This window comes from Streptomyces sp. NPDC097595 (assembly GCF_044761525.1).
GTDB classification, from domain to species: Bacteria; Actinomycetota; Actinomycetes; order Streptomycetales; family Streptomycetaceae; genus Streptomyces; species Streptomyces drozdowiczii_A.
In genome coordinates, this window is record NZ_JBIWCN010000010.1 from 257726 (window position 1) to 276435 (window position 18710).

At 70.4% G+C, this 18710-nt stretch carries 15 protein-coding genes and 1 pseudogene; 11 read left to right on the forward strand and 5 right to left on the reverse strand.

All coding sequences use genetic code 11. The annotated features are described in order from the left end of the window. Positions 1–620 precede the first annotated feature (620 nt). From ACIQZN_RS18390 to ACIQZN_RS18400, 3 genes are all read right to left on the reverse strand, one after another. Complete coding sequence (locus ACIQZN_RS18390; RefSeq protein WP_403994430.1) at positions 621–2498, reverse strand: alpha/beta hydrolase; 1878 nt, start codon at positions 2496–2498, stop codon at positions 621–623. Next, on the reverse strand, positions 2495–2758 hold the full coding sequence (locus ACIQZN_RS18395) for a hypothetical protein (protein WP_403994432.1): 264 nt from the start codon (positions 2756–2758) through the stop codon (positions 2495–2497). The genes ACIQZN_RS18390 and ACIQZN_RS18395 overlap by 4 nt, the downstream gene beginning before the upstream one ends. 315 nt (positions 2759–3073) lie before the next feature. Continuing rightward, positions 3074–4837 (reverse strand): hypothetical protein, encoded by a 1764-nt coding sequence (locus ACIQZN_RS18400; RefSeq protein WP_403994434.1) that lies wholly within the window; start codon positions 4835–4837, stop codon positions 3074–3076. 132 nt (positions 4838–4969) lie between these two features. On the opposite strand from ACIQZN_RS18400, the gene ACIQZN_RS18405 reads away from it, so the two are divergent. Further along, on the forward strand, positions 4970–6160 hold the full coding sequence (locus tag ACIQZN_RS18405) for a low temperature requirement protein A (protein WP_403994437.1): 1191 nt from the start codon (positions 4970–4972) through the stop codon (positions 6158–6160). 2 nt (positions 6161–6162) lie between these two features. Here the strand turns inward: ACIQZN_RS18405 and ACIQZN_RS18410 are convergent, their stop codons facing one another. Beyond that, positions 6163–7326 (reverse strand): hypothetical protein, encoded by a 1164-nt coding sequence (locus ACIQZN_RS18410; RefSeq protein WP_403994440.1) that lies wholly within the window; start codon positions 7324–7326, stop codon positions 6163–6165. Between the two features lie 289 nt (positions 7327–7615). Between ACIQZN_RS18410 and ACIQZN_RS18415 the strand changes: the two genes are divergently transcribed. From ACIQZN_RS18415 to ACIQZN_RS18455, 9 genes are all read left to right on the forward strand, one after another. Continuing rightward, on the forward strand, positions 7616–8389 hold the full coding sequence (locus ACIQZN_RS18415; RefSeq protein ID WP_403994443.1) for a DUF4232 domain-containing protein: 774 nt from the start codon (positions 7616–7618) through the stop codon (positions 8387–8389). Positions 8390–8466: 77 nt separating this feature from the next. Continuing rightward, complete coding sequence (locus ACIQZN_RS18420; RefSeq protein ID WP_403994446.1) at positions 8467–8904, forward strand: DUF6892 domain-containing protein; 438 nt, start codon at positions 8467–8469, stop codon at positions 8902–8904. Between the two features lie 79 nt (positions 8905–8983). Next, complete coding sequence (locus ACIQZN_RS18425; protein WP_403994449.1) at positions 8984–9673, forward strand: DUF402 domain-containing protein; 690 nt, start codon at positions 8984–8986, stop codon at positions 9671–9673. Between the two features lie 279 nt (positions 9674–9952). Continuing rightward, positions 9953–10261, forward strand: coding sequence for a hypothetical protein (locus ACIQZN_RS18430; protein WP_024493027.1), 309 nt, complete (start codon positions 9953–9955; stop codon positions 10259–10261). A gap of 181 nt (positions 10262–10442) precedes the next feature. Next, a complete protein-coding gene (locus tag ACIQZN_RS18435) occupies positions 10443–11312 on the forward strand; it encodes a hypothetical protein (RefSeq protein WP_403994452.1) in 870 nt (289 codons plus the stop codon). Continuing rightward, complete coding sequence (locus ACIQZN_RS18440) at positions 11302–12657, forward strand: hypothetical protein (protein ID WP_403994455.1); 1356 nt, start codon at positions 11302–11304, stop codon at positions 12655–12657. The genes ACIQZN_RS18435 and ACIQZN_RS18440 overlap by 11 nt, the downstream gene beginning before the upstream one ends. After that, the gene (locus ACIQZN_RS18445) at positions 12654–14204 is read left to right on the forward strand and encodes an SCO6880 family protein (protein ID WP_403994458.1); all 1551 of its coding nucleotides are present in this window, start codon (positions 12654–12656) and stop codon (positions 14202–14204) included. Before ACIQZN_RS18440 ends, ACIQZN_RS18445 begins: the two co-directional genes overlap by 4 nt. 39 nt (positions 14205–14243) lie before the next feature. After that, entirely contained in the window at positions 14244–15662 is a 1419-nt protein-coding gene (locus ACIQZN_RS18450) for an ATP-binding protein (protein WP_026171334.1), read from the forward strand. Between the two features lies 1 nt (position 15663). Further along, positions 15664–17349: a type VI secretion protein gene (locus ACIQZN_RS18455; RefSeq protein WP_403994462.1), complete on the forward strand. Its 1686-nt coding sequence runs from the start codon at positions 15664–15666 to the stop codon at positions 17347–17349. A gap of 15 nt (positions 17350–17364) precedes the next feature. Here ACIQZN_RS18455 and ACIQZN_RS18460 read toward each other — a convergent pair whose 3' ends face one another. After that, positions 17365–17922: a GNAT family N-acetyltransferase gene (locus ACIQZN_RS18460; protein ID WP_403994465.1), complete on the reverse strand. Its 558-nt coding sequence runs from the start codon at positions 17920–17922 to the stop codon at positions 17365–17367. A gap of 104 nt (positions 17923–18026) precedes the next feature. On the opposite strand from ACIQZN_RS18460, the pseudogene ACIQZN_RS18465 reads away from it, so the two are divergent. Then, positions 18027–18625: pseudogene (locus tag ACIQZN_RS18465) on the forward strand (response regulator). The last annotated feature ends 85 nt before the right edge of the window (positions 18626–18710 follow it).

The following is an 18710-nucleotide window of genomic DNA, read 5'->3' on the forward strand; positions in this document are numbered from 1 at the left end:
CCATCAGGGCATGGTTCGGGAGCGTTTTCGAGGGTGTGTACGAGTCACGCCGGGGTAGCGCGGGGGCGCTCAGGGAGCGCCAACCGACCAGAAATCGTCGCGGACGTTTGGGGCCGGTACCGGCTCACCCACATGTTCGTCCCCGCCTGCACGCGGAGTGGGCTTGGAAACCGAGGACCGATCCACGCAGGGCGTGGCAACCTCAAAGAATGCCTGCCCACGCCCCCCGATGAGCAACCTCACTCGGAATCGGTCCGGCGTCTCAAAGTATGTTGCCGGGCTCTGCGCGCTGGCGTTTACGCCGACCTGGCGATAGCCAGCCTTCTGCCACTGCCGTTCAACAACCCCCAGAAAGCTTCCTCGGCGATCCTCGGAGATCACCGTGGTAACCGCCCTTCTTCGCGAAACGTCACAACTCCCCTCAGTCGATTCCCCATGGACCCACTCCACCGGAGGTTTAATTCCAGAGAACGTCTCGTCGAGGATCCTGTCAGCTCGATCGGCAGCCTCTTGCATGTTCAACCCACCGCTCCTCTCGCCATCCTGCGAAACGCCAGGCTCATCTGCCGCACAACTTGAGACCAACACCACAGCAGCTACTGCGACAGCTACTCGCACTCTCACCTCGGACGCTCCCGCTCGATTTCGTCTGACTTCCCGGCAACGATTCTCGCGATATTGTCCGCAGAAACTTGGTCTTTCGCCGGGTCGAAATAGTTGGAGTGTGCCTCCCCGGGCCTGTGCCCCGACTCGAATGGACCAGGACCTTCGCTCACGGAAAACCGGGTTGCCCCGAAATCCCGGTGCGCGGGATCGGTGCCGAACCAGACGTCACTTTCCTCGCTCTGTGCGTCTTGCGCCGCAAAACCCATAGCACCGCCGGCCACACCTCCAGCTACACCACCAACTGCCGCCCCAACAGGTCCTCCACTCAGCCCGAGCGAAAACCCCGCCGACGCGCCCCCGACGATCCCAGCACCCAATCCACTCGCCTCCCGATCGTTGGGCAACTTCGTGACGGGGTCATTCTCGGCGGCGCCCACGAATACGTGCCCTCTCCCCACCCCCAGTTCATCCGCAGATCGTGCACCGGTCCCCGGGCTTCCAACCAAGACCACGTCGTCAGCCCCAGGGATCCCGCCCTTCTCCTGCGCCGCCATACCCACTGTCAGCGAACCGTACGAGTGTCCGATCGCGGTGACATGAGGGTCTGAATTCTGATTTGTTGCCGAAATACCGGCCATGAACTGATTGTAGGCAGCCGCACCGGTCTCTGCGTTCGACTTACCCGCCACACCCAAGGGGGCATCCATCGATGCTTGCGGCGCGTCGTAACCAAGCCACACAATTGATGCCACCGACGCGTCAGGGTCCATCTCCTTGGCGCCAATGGCGGTGTCACGCGCCCGCTTGAGGTCCCCCCTAGCAAAATCCTCGTCCAACGACGTATTCAACCCCGGCACATACGCCGCCACATTCCGCGCCGTATCCGGGTTCCCGTACGACACGATCGCCCGCCCGTTCCCCTCGTCCCCGATGCCCAGGAGGTACATCGGCGGCTGGCCGCCCGCGTCCAGTTGGCGCTGGATCTCCCGCAACCCCGCCAACCGCACCCCCGACACCTCGTCATCCCGCCCCTCCAACTTGCCGATCAGGAGCTGGAGGTTGTCGCGGTTCGCCGTGTCGCGGATCAGGGACGGGATGCCGTCCAAGTTGCCGATCCGGTCCGGGTACACCGCGAGGTACTCCTCGCGCTGTTCGTCCGTCAGGTGTGCCCACCACTCCCGCACCGCCGCAGGCGCCGCGTCACGCGGGATGCGGGAGTCGAGGTACCCGCGCGCCGCCTCCCGGACCGCCGCCGCGTCCCCCGCCGCGTCGGTCCACGTACGGTCCGGGACCTTCAGGCCCTCCTCCGCCCGGAGCCGCCGCAGGATCCTCGTGAAGCGCCAGTCGATCCGGGCAGCCGCCCGCACCGCCCCCGTGACCCGGTCCGAGATGTCCCGCGCCGCCGCGGCATGGGTGTCCGGGGCAACCAGCCCCGAGGACGGCAGCAGCCCGGGCATACCGGTCACCAAAGCCGTGCCACCGGGCACCCGATCACCGTCGAACAGGCCCCCGGGCCCAGGCGGATACGACACCGACCCATCCGCGTGCACGGTGAACTTCAGCGACTCCGCCTCCTCCAGCGCCCGCCGCAGCACCCCCTGCTGCACCCGCATCTCGTGCGCGAGGCTGTTCAACGCGGTACGGATCAACCCGCACTCGGTGTACACGTACTGCAAGTTCCGGCTCATCCGCCGCAACCGCCCCACCGCCGCCTCGGCCGCCGCCCCGCGCTGGGACTCGCGCAGCCCGACGAGCAACTGCTTCTCGATCCGGTCGCGCCCGGCATCCGCACGGTTGCTCGCCCTGCCCCAGCCGTCCGCCGCGCTCTCCAGCTCGCCGCACTTGAGGTCGCGTAACTGAGCCCACGTCAACGTGGAGGACAGCGCGGTCACCGCTCGACCCCGTGGGTCAGACGCGCGACGGGCGAGAACGACGACCGCACGGACTCGTTCGTCTCACCCTGCGCCCGCGCGACAGCGCGCAGGCTGCCCGCGAGCGCCCCGCACTCATGGCGGGCGGACTCGACACGGCGTACCCACGACTCCCGCACCGCACCCAGCTCGGCCAGCGCGTTCAGACCGACGGTCCCGGCGATCACCCCCTCGTGCGCCGTCGCAAGTTCCCCGCGTACGGGCCCGAGATGCGCCCCCATCCCCTCCGCACCCCCGGCCGCCCGCAACCACGCACCACCGCTGTGCCGCAGCTCACCCCCGGCGGCAGAGCCGCCACCCGCGCCAGAGCCGCCCCCGCCGGCGGAACCGGCACCCGCAAGATCGACCAGCCTCAGCCGCGCACCACTCATCGTCCACCCCGTTCTTGATCACGAAGATCGTGGAGCGGCACTGTGCCAAACCCGGCAACCGCGACACGCCGGACACACAGCGGCTGGGGAGCGGGCACACCCCCGCTCCCCGGCCCTGCCAACGCCCCACCCCCGCCCAGGGATCACCCGAACGGTGGACCGGCGCTAACGCCCGTACGCCCTCAGGTCCTCCTCGCCCAGCCGTCGCAACGCGGCCGCCGCCCGGTCCTCCGGCGATGTGCCGTCCTCGGGGATGCGCCAGATGATCTGGCGTACGTGCCCGTTGTCGGCGTCGTACACGAGGCTGATCGTCGTCTCGTCCGGGTCCCGGAAGGCCGTCCCGGCCCAGTCGAGCCGGACGCTCCAAAGGGCGAGGAGGTCCGGCCGGCCCCGCAGCCCGTCGGCGATCAGCCGGGCGGCCCGCCGGGCCGGCCACATCCAGCTCTCGTCACCCTCCGCACGGGCCACCTCCGCGTCGTACGCGGCCGCGTCGAAGCGGAGTTCGGACAGTTCACGTGTGCCACCCGGCGGAACGGGGCACCGCCAGCCGGACCAGACGACCTGATCCCCGTCCCGCCGGACAGTGACGTACAGAGCCCCGCAACAACCCTCTGCGCAGTACGCCTCGGCAAGCCGCACCTCGCGCGGTTCGTCCGTGGCCCGCAGGGTGCCGGGGAACAGCAGCTCCTCGGGGGAGTTGGCGGGACCCCGGCCGAAGTAGTCCGGGACCAGCGGACGCCCGTCGACAAGGACGCGCACCTCGACGGTGGCCGGATCGTCGGGATCACGCTCATGGATCGCGATACGCAACCGCGCGAACGGCGCCTCCGCCGCCCCCAGCACCCGCGCCCGCGTACGCCGCACCCACGCGACCCGCCACCGCACACCGGGCTCGTCACCGGCACCCGCGTCCGGCACCGCACGCCACTCCGGCCGCCCCAGGACGGCCGTCAGCTCCGACAGCGCCGCCTCGCGCCGCCCGGGCCCCCAGTCGTGCAGCACGGCGGGCCCCGTGCTCAGCTCCTGAACGGCGGACAGGAGAAGCGCATGGTGGTCGAGCGTGCGGGGAAGGAGCCCGGCGCCCCGCGCGAACGCTTCGTACGCGCGAGGGGCGTCCGGGTAGGAGAGGATCTCGGGCCGGTAGTCGCGAAGGGTGGTCATGAGGAACAGCAGCCGCCCGGTCCGGGCGATCAGTTCGGCGCCCTCGGGGGCCGGAAGGCCGGGGACCTCCGCCAGCAGATCGGCCGGCCCGGACGCCTCCGCCACCCGCCGCGCCACCTCGGGCGCCAGATCCCCCGGCAACGCGACCAGCCGTTGCCGTACGGCGGTACGGTCCCCGGCTTCGAGGGCGGCGATCAGCGGCCCGAAGGTCACGGGCTCGCGGTGGTTGCGGAGTTCGAGCAGCGCACCAGCCGGCCGGTCCAGGGCGTCGAGCGCATGGACGACGGGGTACACGAGGGTGCGCAGCAGGCCGAGGGTCCGGAGGTACGGCACATCCTGCGGCTCGCCCAGCTCGGCGAGGAGGGCGAGCCCGGTGGAGACGGCCGAACAGCTGGTCCCCGTACGCACGAGCACCCGCGCCAACGCCCGTGCCCGTTCCTCGTTCTCCACCGGCATCCCGGCGACGAGGAGACGCAGGGTGCGGTGCCTGACGGGCGGGTCCAGGGCATCGAGCCGCCGGTGCGCCTCTTCCGCCGCCTCGACGGGATCGGGGGCGACCAGCAAGGGCCCGAGGAGACGGGTCAGCTCGTCCCTGGTCCGAGTGAAATCCCGGCGGGCCCGGTTGGACGGGACACGGCGGGGTACGGGCGGCGCCGCGTCCGCCAGGCACCACGGCCCCTCGGGCTCGGCCTGCTCGACACGCAGCGCGCACGCGTACAGGGAGGAGGGCCGGGGAGTGAGCGCTCCGCGCTCTTCCGGGGCGCTCAACGGGCGGGGTGGTTCTCGATTCCATAGGTCATGGCGCGGAGTGTGGCAGAGCCCCGCCGCACCACGCCATCGCTTTTCCACCGGGCGCGGTTCACGCGTGCTTACCCCGCCCAGCCGGAAGAATGCGCCCCCATGAGCTCATCGTCCCCCTCCCCCAGCTTCTGGCACCGGCCCATGGTGGCGCGCAGCGCCGACGAACAGCACCGCGCCTCGACGATGCTGGAACTCTTCTTCGACCTCTGCTTCGTCGCCGCCGTCGCCCAGGCGGCCTCCGCCTTCGAGCACGAACTCGCCGCAGGCCGCATCGGCCACGCCGTGCTCGGCTACGCGATGGTGTTCTTCGCGATCTGGTGGGCGTGGATGAACTTCACCTGGTTCGCCTCCGCGTACGACACCGACGACGTCCCGTACCGGCTGCTGACGCTCGTACAGATCACCGGCGCGCTCGTCCTCGCGGCGGGCGCGCCCGAGGCGCTGGAGCACGAGGACTTCACCGTCATCACCTGGGGCTACGTGATCATGCGGCTCGCCATGGTCACGCAGTGGCTGCGCGCATCCCGCTCGGACCCGGAGCGGCGCCGCACCTGCCTGGGGTACGCCGCCGGGATCCTGCTGGTGCAGATCGGCTGGGTCGTACGCCTCGCCCTGCCCGAGGACACCGGCCTGGTGACCTTCGCGGTCCTCGTCCTCGCGGAAATCGCCGTTCCCGCACTGGCGGAACGTAAAACCACCACCACCTGGCACCCGCACCACATCGCCGAGCGGTACGGCCTGTTCACGCTGATCGTGCTCGGCGAGTCCATCACCGCCGCCACCGGGGCCGTACGCGCCGCACTGGACACGCACGCGGCGCTCGGCGACCTCGCCGCACTGGTCGCGGGCGGTCTCCTGACGGTGTTCGCCCTGTGGTGGCTGTACTTCGCGCAGAGCGCACCCCGGCTGCTGACCAGCCTTCGTACCGCGCTGCTGTGGGGGTACGGGCACTACCTCGTCTTCGCGTCAGCGGCCGCGGTCGGCGCCGGGCTCGCCCTCAACGTCGCGCACACCGCGGGCCACGGCCACATCTCCGACCGCACGGCGGCGGCCGTCTACACCGTCCCGGTCGCCGTGTTCATCACCCTCGTCTGGCTGCTGCACCACCGCACCGCGGGACTTCGCCGCGCGGCCGACGTGCTCCACCCGGTGGCGGTGCTCGCGGTCCTGGCGGCCACCTACGCCCCGTCCCCCATCCTGACCACGGGCATCATCACCGCACTGCTCATCGCGGCGACCCTGCTCCTGGCCGCCCGGGACGCGGACAGCGCCACCGAGCCCGCGCACTGACCTCAGCGGCCGGCCCGCACCGCCTGACCGGGCAGGGCGATCCCCTGCGCATGGGCGGTCCTCCCCGGCCGCAGGGTCCACGGCACCGGAGGCGTGGACGTCAGCCAGCCCTCCGCGACGAGGGTGTGCACGATGACCCCGCGCAGCTCCCGCCCGAGCTTCTTCCACCGCAACCCCTTGCACAGCTGGCTGTACGAGGGCCCGTGGCCGTGCTCCGCCCGGAACTCGACGGTGAACAGCGCCGCCTCGCGCCCACAGTCCGGGTGGGCGTCCCGCCACGCCTCGTACGCGTCGAGTGCCGCCCGGGGCGCGGGCAGTGGGGACGGCCCGGACATGAACGCCGGAGCGACCCGCGCGAAGGGGAGGCGGCAGAGCCCGCACGCCTCGACCGCCTCGATGTGCCGCAGCAGTGCGGGGCTGACGCCGGACTTCCAGGCCGCCCAGCTCTCCGGAGTGGGCTCGGCGGCGGCCGCCGTCTCACGGGCCACCCGCCGTTCCTCCTCCTCCCGCGCGATTGCGGCGAGCTCCTCCGGGGTACGGAACCGGCCGGCGAGGTGCCTCACCGACGCGCCGAGCCGGTAGCTCTGCCCGGACACCTCGGCGAGGAACCCCTTCTCCAGGAGCACGGGCACCGCCCCGTAACAAACGACGGGCAGCTCGGCGGGCGCCCGGCCGACCAGCTCGTCGGAGCAGTGGGCCGCCAGGAACAGCGCGGCCAACCGGACCCCCGACGCCCCCTTCCGTACCGGCTTGGCCAGCCTCGTACGCATGGACCAGCCCGACACCCGCGACCGCGCGTCCTTGCCCAGGTGCAGTGCGCGACCGGGCCCCGGGGCCAGTTCCGGCGCCACGATCGCGTACGGCACATCCGGCTCCCCGCCGATGAGCTGCCCGGGCACCTCCCACCCCGCCGCCGTCAGCTCGGCCAGGGCGCCCTCCGGGTCCTCGAGCCGCAACGACCGCAGGTCGGTCCCCGTCAGGTTGCCGGCGCCCGTCCGCGCGGCCCGGATGCCCACGACGACCGCGAGAAGCCGCGCGTCGGCGGAGTCCAACGGCAGGCCGGCCACGTACGAGAGGAGCGCGCGGGCACCCTCCCCCTGGCGTGGTGTGAGCAGGAAGGGCGGCGGCGAGGCGGCGGCACCGTCTCCGGCGGAAGCGGTCGTCACGGGCGGCACGGCGGACACGACAGGCTTGGGCACATCACATCTAACGGTGATCGGACCGCCGAAGTCACGCGCTGACGTGCTTTTCCCGCACGGACACCAGGTCATGCGTGAGCCGAAGCCCTCCTTCGAGTGACGTCAGCCGGACGTCAGGCAGGCGTTAGCAGAACATGAGCGGCACGCGGGAGGCTTCCCATGTCAGACGGTCCGGAGGGGGAGCGGTTCGCCGCAGATTCCGGGCCCTGTCTGCACCGATCCGACCAATCGACCGCCACACACTTCGGGGAATCCCATGCGTACGAACCGCAAGCGCACCGCCGTCCTCGGCGCCGCCGCCACCGCCGCCCTCGCCCTCGCCCTCACCGCCTGCGGCGGGGACGGGAGCGGCACGAAGGCGGCCGGCCCGGCCGACAACTCCGCCTCGGCCGAGGCCACCGTGGCCGCGAAGGATACCGCGGGCGACGCCGCCCAGGACCAGGGCAGCACGGCGGGCGACGGGGCGAAGTCGGGTGGCGGCTCCACGGACGCGGTCACCTCCAGCACCGGCAAGTCCAAGGGGGGCGCCACCAGGACGAGCGCGGCCGCCGGCGACACCAGCGACTCCTACGCGTACAAGCACCCCTGCAAGAACAGCGACCTGTCGGTGCGTGTGTACGCCCGCGAGGGTTCGGCCACCCAGCACGTGATCGAGGTCAACAACACCGGCAAGAACTCCTGCGGCCTGAGCTACTACCCGCGCGTCAGCCTGGGCGCGGCGAACGCCTCGGACCACAGCGGCGACATCATCCCGCTGGTCCCGGGCGGCCTCGGCGGCGCACCGGCGTACCCCGTGAAGCCGAAGACCGCCGCCATCGCGGTGGTCGACCTCAACCCGGGCGGCGGGAACGGCGTGACCTGGGTGGACGAGCTGAACGTGCTCGCCGACGGAGACCACATGGCCAACGCCGAGCAGCTCAACTTCCCGCTCGGCCCCGACGTGAAGGTCGGCACCCCGAAGCTGGGCCTGTACGAGCGCACGGTCGCCGACGCGGTGGCCTCGATGAAGCAGGCGAACACGAAGCCCTGACCCGTACCGGGCCATGGTGACGGTGCCCTCGGACGGACCACGACGGTCTGTCCGAGGGCACCGTTACGATCCGGGGCATGCCGGCTTTCCGCGATTTCAATTTCAAGCTGCTCGTCATCGAACAGCTCATGTACACCGACGAGACGCTCACCCCGGCGTTCCGCATAGCCGACTGCCTCAAGGCCAAGGGCATCGACCTGGACCCGCAGAGCTACGCCTACGAGAACGACCTCGCCTTCACCGTCCTGGACGAGGCCCGCGCCCACTTCGAGGCCCTGGAGATCAGCACGGAGCTGCTGGCCACCGTGGAGACGCTGACCGTCGACGGCGGCCTGGAGGTCTACCAGGAGTGCGCGCCGGTCTGGGACGGGGAGGACGACCTCTTCGACGTGGGCTCGCTCGAAGACCTGGGCCTGCTGCCGAACCTGCGGCTGATCGAGGGCGTGGACGACTGCGGCATCGGCATGTCGTTCGACACGGACGTCCTCGCGAGCCGGGGCATCGCCACCGACTGACGGGCCGATGCCCCGTCAGGGACGTACCCCGCGCGGTCCGTACGTGTCCGGCGCACGCGCGGCGGGAATGATCAATCGCATGAAAGAGGACAACAGGGACACCGCAAGCGGCACACCGGGCGAGATCCTGCACTGGAACCTGTTCATAGGCGGCCACCTCAGCGCCTCCGTACCCGTACGCCTGGTGGAACGAACGGGCGCCGGACAACTGGTGTGGATGAAATCGGGCACCCCGATGTGGCACACCGCCCTCCCGCGCGGCGTCTCCCACCTGCGCGACATCGACCCGCACGAACGCCCGGCCGAGGGCTTCCCCGTGGTCGAGGGCCGCTGGCCGATGGGCGACGCCCTCTTCTACCAGCCCACGGGGGCGGCCCACTCGGTGCTGTGGCTCTTCGGCCGCAGACACAAGTTCCGCGGCTGGTACGTCAACCTCGAACGGCGCGTGCATCACGGCGCGGACATCGACATCGCCGACCACGAGCTGGACATCAACGTCGCCCCGGACCGGACGTGGAACTGGAAGGACGAGCAGTCCTTCGCCGAGAAGACCGGCCACCCCGCGTACTGGACGGCCGAGGAAGCGCTCGCAATCCGGTCCGAAGGAGCGACAGTCGCACAGCTCGCCGAGGCCGGAACCTTTCCCTTCGACGGCTCCTGGTGCGATTTCCGGCCACCGTCGTACTGGAAAACCCCGTCGCGTCCACCGACTCCACGCCACCCTCTGCTGCGCCCGATGGGCGCCCCGGCCTCGCCCCCTCCGCCCTGAAGTGCGTGATTCGACCACCGGGGGACATCTCGGCCAGCCTGGCGCGATAACGATCATTGCCCGACGTCACTCTCCGTGATACACAGAGTGACCATACGCATTTCGCCCACACACCGATTCGATCCGCAGGTCAGGGCGGTCAGACCGGTCAAATGTGCGAGATCCGGGTAAAGAGAGCCGTGAAGCCGTCGTACGAATCCCGTTTCATCAGCGAAGATAGAGAGTGACCCGTGCCATGCGGTACGGGCGGTGAACTACCCAACTGGGGCGGTGACTTACATGATCCTGGCAGCTGAAAAGGGCGACATCACCACCATCATCGGCGGAATCGCCCCGAACTGGGGGCCGTTCGGGACCCTGGGCAACGAGGCCCGCGTGATGATCGAGGTGGTGATGGCGATCGCCATCCTGCTGTGCCTCGGCATCGCGATCTGGGGGGCGGCCAAGCAGCGGATCGGCGCGACGGCTCTGCGCGACACGTTCAGCGCGGAACAGGGCAAGGGGCTGATCGTGGCCGGCCTGACCGGTGTGTTCATCATCGGATCGCTCGGCACCCTGTTCACCATTGTGTACGGGATGGCCGTCTGACCGGGCGTCACCCCTGAACCGGGGTCCGGCCGCCCCACCCCTCCCATCCGTCCGTCGTGCCCACCGGCAGAGGTTGCGTACCCCTGATGTCGAGTCACCACACCGCGTCCGCGCGGAGAGCAGCACGGCTACCGTCGTACTACGACGTGGTTCAAGCAACGGTTGAGGGGGCGTACGCGGCATGAGTCTCGGCGACGAGGACGGCTACGGCAACGACGCGGGACGCACGAGCGACGCCTACAGCACGATCGGCGGCACCCGCCAGACCCGCACCCGCCTGCCCGACGGCCCCACCGGCGACCCCTACGGCCCCCGCCGCCCGGCCCGAAACTCCCGCTCCCTCATCACGTTCGCCGGCGTGGTGATCCTCCTCCTGGGCGCCATCGCCTTCGCCAACATGGGCGGCGACAAGGACGGCTCAAGCGGCAAGCCCGGCACGACCTCCGGCGACAAGGCGGGCGCCGCCCCGACCGCACCCACGGGCACGAAGCCGGTAACAGGCAAGACCGGCACAATCCCCACAGGCTTCGCCCACGACCAACAGGGCGCGGAGAGCGCAGCCTCCAACTTTGCGGTGGCCCTGGGGTCTGTCGAGATGTTCAAGAAGGGCAGTCGGCACGCGATCGTGGATGGCGTCTACACACCTGCCGCAGCAGCCAAGCTCAAGGGTCCGCAGGACGCCGCCTACTCCCCGGGGTTTCTGGACAAGCTGGGTCTGGATGCCGATGGGAACGCGCCGCAAGACAGCTTGTTCGTCTCCCGAACCGTGCCGGTGGGCACCAAAGTGGAATCCTTCGATGGTGACACTGCCAAGGTTTCGGTCTGGTACATGGGCCTGATTGGTATGTCAGGTCCGGGGTCCACCGATCCGGTACGCACCTCGTGGAAGACCTGGACAGTTGAACTCACGTGGGTGAGCAACGACTGGAAGGCCGTCAACGACTCGCAGAAGGACGGGCCGGCTCCCGTGCCCGGGGACGTAGCCGCCTCCAGCTCTGACGAGATCAGCAAGGCTGTGGAGGAGTACGGAGGGTTCACCTATGCCCGCTAATCTTCGACGCCAGCTCGCAGCCGTCACCGCCGCGATCGCAACTCTGCAAGCCTCCGTTGTCGTCTTCTCCGCGAACGCCATCGCCGCTCCCGACCCTTCTCCTTCGAAGAGTCCGGTCAACAAGGCTTGCGACCTCCTCATCGGCCCCGCCAAGCAGTACTGCGAGGACGGCGACGCCAGCTCGTCCAGGTCCACCCCACCCTCCAGCACCGACCCCGCACTAGACCCGCTCACCTCGCTCGGCCGCGGCTGTGCCGACGCCGCCGCGTGGATCGTGGGCAAGCTCAGCGACGCAGTCAAGGGCACCGCCAACGTCGACTTCACGAACACCCGCTTCCTCCAGCAGTACGCCATCGTCTTCGCCGCCTCCACCGTCCTCACCCTCGTCCTCTGGCTCCTCGCCGTAGCCAAGCGAGCCATCCGCGGCGTCCCCCTCACCACCGCCATCTCCGAAGCCATCGGCTTCCTCTGGCTCACCGTCCTCGCCTCCGCCTTCACCCCCCTCATCCTCTACACCATCGTCTCCGCCACCGACGGCGTCACCGAAGTCATCGCCTCCTCCTCCGGCGGCCAGACCGACGTCTTCTTCGGATCCTTCGCCCAAGCCCTCAAGAAGGACTCCGACATCGGCGGCGGCCCGATCATGCTGATCGTCGTCTCCCTCGTCTCCATCCTCGCCGCCGGCATCCTCTGGCTCGAACTCGTCATCCGCGCCGCCCTGCTCTACGTCGGCGCCCTCCTGGGAACCGCCGTCTACGCCGGACTCGTCGACAAGAACATGTGGGGACACGTACGCCGCTGGGCAGGCATCATGATCGCGGTGATCATGGTCAAACCCGTCATCGTCGTCGTACTCGGCCTCGCCGGCGCCCTCTCCTCGGACGACGGCCCCGACGCCTTCTCCGCCGTCGTCTCCGGCCTCGCCATCATCCTGCTGGCCATCTTCGCCTCCGCCATGATCTACCGCTTCGTCCCCGGCTTCGGCGACGAGATCCAAGGCGCCCGCACCAACCGCAAACAGGCCACCGACGGCTCCCAGGCCGCCGCCATGATCAGCTCCCCCGCCGCCCTCGTCTCCCAGGGCATCAAGACCCACAGCAGCCGCGGCGGCCAGAGCGGCGGCGACACCAGCGGCGCCGGCCGCCCCGCCAACCCGGTCAGCGGCGGAGTCGCCGCCCACAGCTCCCGTAACCCCGGAGGCGGAACCGGCGGCGGAGCCACCCCCTCCGCCGCACCCCCGCCCCGCAGCAGCTCTCCGACCGCCGGCACCCCCCACAGCAGCCGCGGCACCCGCGGCGGACCAGGCAGCACAGGTAACAACCGCACAGGAGGTGGCGGGCGTTGAGCACACAGTCCCATCCGATCGCGCCCCGCCGTACGTATCTCATCGGCCGCGCCCGGCCGAACGCGATCGTCGGCAAGAACCGTGAGACGGGCGAAATCGCCCTGATCATCGCCGGCGCGTTCCTCGGCATGATGAGCGGCCTGCTCGTCCCCGTCCTCTCCCTGCGCATCGTGCTGCTCACCGGCTTCCCGCTGCTCGCCATTGCCATGGTCTACGTCCCGTACCGGCACCGGACCTTCTACAAGTGGTTCGAGATCAACCGCAGCTACAAGCGCTCCCTCCGCCGCGGCACCACCTACCGCTCCACCGCCATGGAAGCCGGCACCCGCGCCGACGGCCGCGAGATCGAGATCGGCCCACCCCCCGGCATCGGCCGCATCAACTGGCTCTCCGCCCCCTTCGGCCCCGACGAGATCGCCGTCCTCCTCCACGCCGACCGCCGCACCGTCACCGCCGCCATCGAGATCGAGGGCCCCGGCGTCGGCCTGCGCGACAGCGAGGACCAGGAAGCCCTCGTCGACCGCTTCGGCACCCTCCTCAAGCACGTCGCCAACGGAGACGGCTTCGTCACCCGCCTCCAGATGCTCGCCCGCACCCTCCCCGCCGACCCCGACGCCCACGCCAAGGACGTCGCCCAGCGCGGCGACAAGGCATCCCCCCACTGGCTCCAGGACTCCTACGACCAGCTCCAGTCCATGGTCTCCACCTCCAGCGAGCAGCACCGCGCCTACCTCGTCGCCTGCATGCACTTCAACCGCGAGCTCTCCGCCGAGGCCCACGCCATGGCCCGCGCCGCCCGCCCGCACTCCGGCCGCAAGCTGGACCGCGACGCCGGCCTCGCCGTCGTCATGGCCCGCGAGCTCACCGACATCTGCGCCCGCCTCGCCGAGGCCGACATCCGGGTCCGCCAGCCCCTCGGCCAGAGCCGACTGGCCTCCCTCGTGCACTCCATGTACGACCCCGACCACCCCATCGACCACATCCAGGCCATGACGAAGCGCAACGCCTGGCCCGCCGAGCTCGACGCCGTCGAACCGACATACCTCCAGGCCAAGACCCGCGAATCGTCCACCCGCGCCCCCTGGTGCCACTCCACCGCCTGGGTGAAGGAGTGGCCGATGACCCCCGTCGGCGTCAACTTCCTGGCCCCCCTCCTCGTCCACACCCCCGACGTCATCCGCACAGTCGCCGTCTGCATGGACCTGGAACCCACCGAGATCGCCATCGAGCGCATGCTCACCGAGAAGACCAACGACGACGCCGAGGCCAGCCGCCAGGCCAAGATGAACCGCACCGTCGACCCCCGCGACATCGCCGCCCACGGCCGGCTCGACCAGCGGGGTGAAGACCTCGCCAGCGGCGCCGCCGGCGTCAACATCGTGGGGTACATCACCGTGTCGTCCCGCTCCCCCGAAGCCCTCGCCCGCGACAAGCGGACCATCCGCGCCTCGGCCGGAAAGTCGTACCTGAAGCTCGAATGGTGCGACCGCGAACACCACCGCGCCTTCGTCAACACCCTGCCGTTCGCCACCGGCATCCGCCGCTAACCGCCAGCCCGCGACACCGAGAGGGAGGTCAGTCACGCCATGCGAGATCCGCTGTCCGCGTTGTCGGACGCCTTTACCGCCTTCCTCTTCGGGAAGGTGGAGACCACCCGGCTGCCCGTCCGCACCTCGACCGGCCAGGCCCAGGCCGTCTACCTGCCCACCGCCGCCCCCGGCCTCGGCGACTCCGGCGTGATCATCGGCCGCGAGGTCTACTCCGGCAAGGGCTACATCTACGACCCCTTCCAGCTGTACGGACAACAGCTCCCCGCCCCGCACTGGCTGGTCCTCGGCGAGTCCGGTAACGGCAAGTCCGCGCTGGAGAAGACGTACGTGCTCCGCCAGCTCCGCTTCCGCGACCGCCAGGTCGTCGTCCTCGACGCCCAGGGCGAGGACGGCGTCGGCGAGTGGAACCTCATCGCGCAGGAGCTGGGCCTCACCCCCATCCGCCTCGACCCCACCTCCGCACTCAACGGCGGCATCCGGCTCAACCCGCTCGACCCGGCCATCACCACCACCGGCCAGCTCGCCCTGCTGCGCACCATCATCGAAGTCGCCATGGGCCACGGCCTCGACGAACGCTCCGGCTTCGCCCTCAAGGTCGCCCACGCCTACGTCAACGCCACGACGACCGACCGGCAGCCCGTCCTCACGGACATCGTCGAGCAGCTGCGCCACCCCGAACCGGAATCCGCCCAGGCGATGAATGTCGACATAGACGACGTACGCGCATGGGGCCTGGACGTCGCCCTCGTCCTCGACCGGCTGGTCGACGGCGACCTGCGCGGCATGTTCGACGGCCCCACGTCCTTCGGCATCGACCTGGACGCCCCGCTGATCGTCTTCGACCTCTCGCACATCGACCGCAACTCCATCGCCATGCCCATCCTGATGGCGATCGTCGGCGTCTGGCTCGAACACACCTGGATCAGGCCCGACCGCAAGAAGCGCATCTTCCTGGTCGAAGAGGCGTGGCACATCATCAACTCGCCCTTCGTCGCCCAGCTCTTCCAGCGCCTGCTGAAGTTCGGCCGCCGCCTCGGCCTCTCCTTCGTCGCCGTCGTCCACCACCTCAGCGACGTGGTCGACGGCGCCGCCGCACGCGAAGCCGCCGCCATCCTCAAAATGGCCTCCACCCGCACCATCTACGCCCAGAAGGCCGACGAGGCCAGAGCCACCGGACGGGTCCTCGGCCTGCCCCGCTGGGCCGTCGAAATCATCCCCACCCTCACCCCGGGCATCGCGGTCTGGGACGTGAACGGCAACGTACAGGTCGTCAAACACCTCATCACCGAGGCCGAACGCCCCCTCGTCTTCACCGACCGCGCCATGACCGAGTCGTCCGTGAGCGACCTCCTCCCGGACGACGTACGAGCCGCCGACCTCGAAGCGGAGGAACGCGCGGCCAGGATCGAGAACCAGCAGCGACTGAACGAGTCGTCCGAGTCAACGGTGGCATGACATGGCAGGCAGCGACGGGGGACGGTCCGGCGACGGCAAGGGGGGCGGCATCCCCGACGGGCTGCTCGTCGGACTGCTGGCCTTCCTTCTCGGACTGACGCTGCTGGCCTGGGCGGCCACCGGATTCGCCGCCCTCCTCGCCCACGGCGCCTGGCCCGACGGCGTCACACCGACCGAGACACCACTGGCACTCCGGCGCCTGCTGGAGGCCCCGCACGACCTGCCCGCCGCCTGGCCGAACACCCCACCCGGCCAGCTCTCCGGATACGGCCTGTTCTGGGGCCTGCTCATCGGCGAACTGATGGTGCTCGTGGTGCTGACGGTGTTCGTCATGGGCGTCATCGCTCGCTGGCGCGCCGTACGGGCCCACCGCCGCGCGGAACGCACGGAGCGGCTGGCCCTCCTCGAACAGGCCCACCGCGAGGAGCGCGCGCGGCGCAAGACGGCCCAGGGCAAGGGCCGGAAGACCGGCCGGTGGAGCAACCAGCAGGATTACGCGTACGAGTCGGCGCTCCCCGAACCGGAACCGGCCTCCGAGCCCGCCCCCGACGCCCTGCGCAAGACGGCCCCCGTCCCCGCGCCGGCCACCCCCGTTCCCGCCGAACACCTCACCGAAACCGCACCGCGGGCGACGCCCCTTCCCACCGAAGCCGCCCCCGAAGCACGCACCGCCCGAAAAACACGGCCCGCACCGGCGCCCACCGGACCGGCCCCCGCCACCGCCCCCCTCCCCGCGGCAGTCCCCTCCCCGCGCACCCCCCTCGTCCTCTACGGCCCCGCCGCCACCCGCCGGGCGACCGCGGTCCAGGCCATCCGCGAAGCCGACGGCCCCGTGCTCGTCGTGACCTCCGACCCCACCCTCTGGGCCGAGACCAAGGACGCCCGCGCCAAGCTCGGCCCCGTCCTCGTCTACGACCCCGGCCACCTCTGCGACACCCCGGCCCGGCTGCACTGGGCGCCCACCACCGGCTGCGAACAGGCCGACCGGGCCGCGGCCCGCGCGGGCGCACTGCTCGCCCCCGTCCGCCCCCAGGCCCGCGTCGACTCGGCGACGGCCGACCTCGCCGAAACCCTCCTGCGCTGCTGGCTGCACGCCGCCGCCATCGACGGCCGCCCCTTCCGCCAGGTCCACCGCTGGGCCATCGGCGGCAGCGCCCACGAACCGGTCCGCCTGCTGCGCACCCACCCCAAGGCGGCCCCCGGGCTCGCCGGACTGCTGGAGTCCGCGCTCACCGGCCATCCCGAACGCCGCGAAATGGCCCAGGAACTGACGGTGCGCGCGTTCGGCGCCCTCTCCTCCGTCCATGTCCGGGACGCCTGCACACCAAATCGAGCAGATGCGCTCGCACTGGATTCCTTTGCGGACGAAGGGGGCAGCCTCTATGTGGTGGGTGAAGCCATCGAGACCCCGCGATCCGGTCCAGGGACGATGCCCCTGCTCACCGCGCTCGCCTCAGACGTGGTCGAGCACGGCCGCCGCATGGCCGCACGGTCATCCGACGGCCGGCTCGACCCACCAATGACGCTCGTCCTCGACGACATCGCGGCCGTCGCCCCCCTGCCCCGCCTCCCCGAGCTGCTCAGATCCGGCCAGACCCAGGGGCTGTCCACCATCGCCCTGCTCCGTTCCCCGGAACAGGCCCGCTCACACTGGACGCAACAGCTCCGGACACCCAGCAGCCTCTGAGGAGCGGGCACGGCCTCAGGGCCGTGCCACCGCGTACTCCAGCTCACGCGCTTCCGGATCGCCGGGCATTGGCATCGTCTCCCCGGTCGGCACGAAGCCGAACCGCCGGTAGAACGCCTCGGCGCGCGGATTGTCCTCGTGCACATACAGCCGTACGCGCTCCAGCCGCGGCGCCTCCAGCGACCACGCCCACTCCACCGCCGCCCGGAACAGCTCGTCCGCCACCCCCGCGCCCCGCGCCTCCGGCCGTACGAACACGCCGACCAGATGCCCCTGGTTCACCGACGCCGCCTCACCGAACCGCGCCTCGACGTCCGGCCCCTCCACGAGCACCGTCACCGAGCCCGCCCAGGAACCGTCCGGGCCCTCCGCGACGAACTGCCGCACCGCGCCCGCGCCGTCCTCGGAGGCGTCCACCGTCCGCTCACGCCACGCCTCGTCGGACCGCTTCAGCCCCTGCTCGTACGTCTCCAGGAACGCCACCGGGGCGGCCGGGTCCTGCAAGGCGGCCAGCCTGAGCTCCTTCACCGACCGCCACTCACCGGCGCGCACCGGCCGTATCACGTAGTCCATGTACCGATCCTGACCTGCGCTCCCGCGACCCCGCAAACGGATTCGTCCCGACCGCCAGGAGTCGTACCCCGGTACTACGCGCCCCCGCACCTCCCGCCCCCGGCATGCAACGCTTCGGCTTCCGCATGCTGTTGGAGAGCCAGGACGACATGACGGTCGTCGGCGAGGCCGCCAACGGCCACGAAGCGCTCCAGCTGGTCGCACGGCACCAGCCGGACGTGGCCCTGATGGACATCCGCATGCCGCTCCTGGACGGCATAGAGGCGACCCGCCGCATCATCAGGGCCGGCTCCCGCACGCGCGTCCTGATCGTCACGACGTTCGACCTGGACCGGTACGCGTACGACGGCCTCCGCGCCGGCGCCAGCGGATTCCTGATCAAGGACGCGTTGCCGGAGGAGATGCTGTCCGGCATCCGGGCCGTGGCCCTCGGCGACGCGGTGGTCGCCCCGAGCCTGACCCGCCGTCTCCTGGACGCGTACGTACAGCACTTGCCGGCGGATCCCGGCGAACCGGCCGAGAACTGGAAATCCTGACGGTGATCGGTCAGGGCTGGACCAATTCCGAAATCTCGGCACGCCTTCATCTCGCGGAATCAACGGTGAAGACCCATGTCTCCCGGATTCTCGCCAAGACGGGGGCCAGGGACCGCGTCCAGGCGGTGATCCTGGCGTACGAAACCCGTCTGGTCTCCCCGGGCTGAAACGCAGAAAAGCCCCGTGCCAATGGCACGGGGCTTTCCCACAATGATTGTTCGGCGGCGTCCTACTCTCCCACAGGGTCCCCCC

Bases quoted from the DNA above. Each gene is read 5' to 3' on its own strand.
- ACIQZN_RS18430 (WP_024493027.1), top strand. From the start codon at position 9,953: ATGATCCTGGCAGCTGAAAAGGGCGACATCACCACCATCATCGGCGGA.
- ACIQZN_RS18455 (WP_403994462.1), top strand. From the start codon at position 15,664: ATGGCAGGCAGCGACGGGGGACGGTCCGGCGACGGCAAGGGGGGCGGC.
- ACIQZN_RS18395 (WP_403994432.1), bottom strand. From the start codon at position 2,758: ATGGGGGCGCATCTCGGGCCCGTACGCGGGGAACTTGCGACGGCGCAC.
- ACIQZN_RS18440 (WP_403994455.1), top strand. From the start codon at position 11,302: ATGCCCGCTAATCTTCGACGCCAGCTCGCAGCCGTCACCGCCGCGATC.
- ACIQZN_RS18425 (WP_403994449.1), top strand. From the start codon at position 8,984: ATGAAAGAGGACAACAGGGACACCGCAAGCGGCACACCGGGCGAGATC.
- ACIQZN_RS18415 (WP_403994443.1), top strand. From the start codon at position 7,616: ATGCGTACGAACCGCAAGCGCACCGCCGTCCTCGGCGCCGCCGCCACC.
- ACIQZN_RS18450 (WP_026171334.1), top strand. From the start codon at position 14,244: ATGCGAGATCCGCTGTCCGCGTTGTCGGACGCCTTTACCGCCTTCCTC.
- ACIQZN_RS18420 (WP_403994446.1), top strand. From the start codon at position 8,467: ATGCCGGCTTTCCGCGATTTCAATTTCAAGCTGCTCGTCATCGAACAG.
- ACIQZN_RS18435 (WP_403994452.1), top strand. From the start codon at position 10,443: ATGAGTCTCGGCGACGAGGACGGCTACGGCAACGACGCGGGACGCACG.
- ACIQZN_RS18405 (WP_403994437.1), top strand. From the start codon at position 4,970: ATGAGCTCATCGTCCCCCTCCCCCAGCTTCTGGCACCGGCCCATGGTG.
- ACIQZN_RS18460 (WP_403994465.1), bottom strand. From the start codon at position 17,922: ATGGACTACGTGATACGGCCGGTGCGCGCCGGTGAGTGGCGGTCGGTG.